Here is a 2,967-nt window from a genome sequence, read left to right on the forward strand (position 1 = left end):
GGTTTACGGCGTGTCCTGCCAACCCATACGGCCCCGCCCAGCCAGCAGAAAGCCAGTGCCGCTGTGGCTTTTGACGTTGCCGTTGCTTTAGGGCCTCGGCGGGTGCAGGGCGCAGCCCTGCCAACAAAAAACCCCGCTTGCGCGGGGTTCTCTGTGTACTGCGTGCAGCAGAGGCTTACGGACGGCGCGCGAGGGCCTCGACGTCCTTGGCCTTGGGCAGCAGGTCCTGCTTGGTCACGCGCAGCGCGCCGACCGTCAGCATCGGCACCGCCACCAGGATCGAGGACAGCACCACGATCACCGCACCGATCATGTGCGTCTCGGCCAGGCCTTCCATCGAACTGCCGCCGTACAGGTACAGGGCCAGTGCGGACAGGAAGAACATCACCGCGGTGATCACCGTACGCGACAGCGTCTGGTTGATCGAACGGTTCAGCACTTCCATCGGCTCCACGCGCAGGCTGCGGAAGTTCTCGCGGACGCGGTCGAACACCACGATGATGTCGTTGATCGCAAAGCCCATCACCGACAGCAGGCCGGCCAGCACGGTCAGGTCGAACTCACGGCCGAGCAGCGACACGTAGGCCACCGTCACGATCAGGTCGAACATCGCCACGATGCTCGCGGTGACCGCGAACTTCCATTCGAAACGCACCGCGATGTAGATCAGGAAGCCGGCCAGCATGAAGATGGTGGCGTACAGGCCATTCATCGCCAGGTCCTTGCCGATCTGCGGGCCAACGAACTCGTTGCRCAGCACGGTGGCCTGGTTGTCAGCCGAAGAGACCGCCTTGACCACGGCCGCGGCAGTSGCCTTGTCTTCGGCCGAAGCGCCGCCGGTACCCGGAGCGTGCTCACCGTGCGGGGCCAGGCCGACCATCGCGACATGGCGCCAGCGCATGAAGTCGATCTTGGTATCGTTCGGGAGGATGTGCAGCGGAAACAGTTTCATGTGCGTGTCGTCCCGTCAGATGGCCACGTTCTGGAGCTTCTTGCGACGGCCGTAGATCAGCGTCGCCAGTGCACGCGATACGGTGATCGCGGTGAACATGGAAGCGAAAATACCGATGATCATGGTCAGCGCGAAGCCCTTCAGCGGACCGGTACCGAATGCGAACAGCGCCACACCGACGATCAGGCCGGTCAGGTTGGCGTCGAGGATGGTGCCCGACGCACGCTCGTAACCGGTCACGATCGCGGTCTTGCCCGGCACGCCGGCACGCAGTTCTTCACGGATACGCTCGTTGATCAGCACGTTGGYGTCGACCGACAGGCCGACCGACAAGGCCAGGCCGGCGAAGCCCGGCAGGGTCATGGTCGCGCCGAACAGCGACATCACCGCCACCACGATCAGCAGGTTGAACAGCATCGCGATCGAAGTAATGAGGCCGAACATGCGGTAGTAGATGGTGAAGAACACCAGGGTGAACATGAACGCATAGACCACCGCGGTGATGCCGTTCTTGACGTTCTCCGCGCCCAGGCTCGGGCCGACCACGCGCTCTTCTACGAAGTCCATCGGCGCAGCCAGCGAGCCCGACTTCAGCAGCTTGGCCAGGTCCTCGGCTTCCTTCTTCTGCAGACCGGTGGTCTGGAAGTTCTTGCCGAACACGCCGTTGATGTTGGCCACCGAGATGACTTCCTCGTTGACCTTGAAGCCACGCACTTCCTCACCGTCGACGACGGTCACGGTCGGCACGCGCTCGGTGTAGACCACCGCCATCGGCTTGTTCACGTTCGCGCTGGTGAAGTCGAACATGCGCTGGCCACCGACGTTGTTCAGCGTCACGCTGACTGCCGGGGTGCCGCTGGTGGAGTCGGTCACCGCCTGCGCGGCCACCATCTGGTCACCGGTGACGATCACGCGCTTGTTCAGCAGCACCGGACCGCCGTTGTCACGGCGCTGGTAGACCTTCGCTTCCGGCGGAATACGACCCGACGCGATGGCGTCCTGCGCGTTGCCGTCCACCACGGCCCGGTATTCCAGGGTGGCGGTGGCACCGATCATGCGCTTGGCTTCGGCCGTGTCCTGCACGCCCGGCAGCTGCACCACCACGCGATCAGCACCCTGGCGCTGGATGATCGGCTCGGACACGCCGAGCTGGTTCACGCGGTTGCGCAGGGTGTTGATGTTCTGCTCGATGGCGCCGTTGGCGATCTGCGTGATTTCCGCTTCCGGAATGGAGACCGTGATGCGGTTGCCACTGACGTCATAGCCGAGGGTCGGCTGCGCCTTGGCCAGCGCGGCGCGGGCACGGGTACCGGCGTCTTCGCCGGCCGAGGGGCTCAGGTTGGCGACGATGGTGTTGTCGGCACGACGCTCGACCGACTGGTAGGCGATGCGCGCATCACGCAGGGTGCTGCGCACGTCCTCGGTGTAGGCGTCCAGGCGCTTGTCCAGCGCGGCTTTCTGGTCGACCTGCAGCACGAAGTGCACGCCGCCCTGCAGGTCCAGGCCCAGCACCATCGGGCGGCCGCCGAGCTTGGCCAGCCAGTCCGGCACGGTCGAGGCCAGGTTCAGGGCAACCGTATAGTTCTCGCCCACGCTGTCACGCAGCGCATCGCTGGCGGCAGACTGCGACTTCAGGTCCGACAGGCGGACGATCAGGCTGTCCCCTTCCTTCTCTGCACCGATCGTGGTGACACCGGCCTTCTTCAGGTCGGCCAGCACACGGTCGCGCAGCGCATCGTCGATCTGCCCGCCACGGTTGSCGGTGATCTGGATGGCCGGGTCCTTCTGGTAGATGTTGGGCAGTGCGTACAGCGTGCTGAGCGCCAGTACGATCACGATGACGACGTACTTCCAGCGTGGAAATTCGAGCATTGCTTGGGTCCCGCGCGGCGCCATCCCCGGCGCCGCGGTTGTGCTTCAGAAAGGGAGTGGCTTACTTGGCCGAATCCAGGGTGCCGGTCGGCAGCACGCTGCCGACAGCGCCCTTCTGCACGCGGATGCGCACGTTCTCGGCC

Annotated in this window: 2 protein-coding genes and 1 pseudogene; all 3 read right to left on the bottom strand. The window is 64.8% G+C overall.

The features are described 5' to 3' along the window. Window positions 1–175 precede the first annotated feature (175 nt). Window positions 176–952 carry a protein translocase subunit SecF gene (gene secF, locus AC1VAN_RS18975; protein ID WP_480986459.1) on the bottom strand — a complete coding sequence of 259 codons (777 nt, stop codon included), beginning with the start codon at window positions 950–952 and terminating at the stop codon, window positions 176–178. A 15-nt stretch (window positions 953–967) separates the two neighbouring features. Continuing rightward, a complete protein-coding gene (gene secD / locus AC1VAN_RS18980) occupies window positions 968–2,824 on the bottom strand; it encodes a protein translocase subunit SecD (RefSeq protein WP_480986460.1) in 1,857 nt (618 codons plus the stop codon). A 61-nt stretch (window positions 2,825–2,885) separates the two neighbouring features. Beyond that, window positions 2,886–2,967 (bottom strand): annotated as a pseudogene (locus tag AC1VAN_RS18985) (preprotein translocase subunit YajC); the annotation flags it as partial.

It is taken from the genome of Stenotrophomonas sp. 05L44_2, from assembly GCF_056665995.1.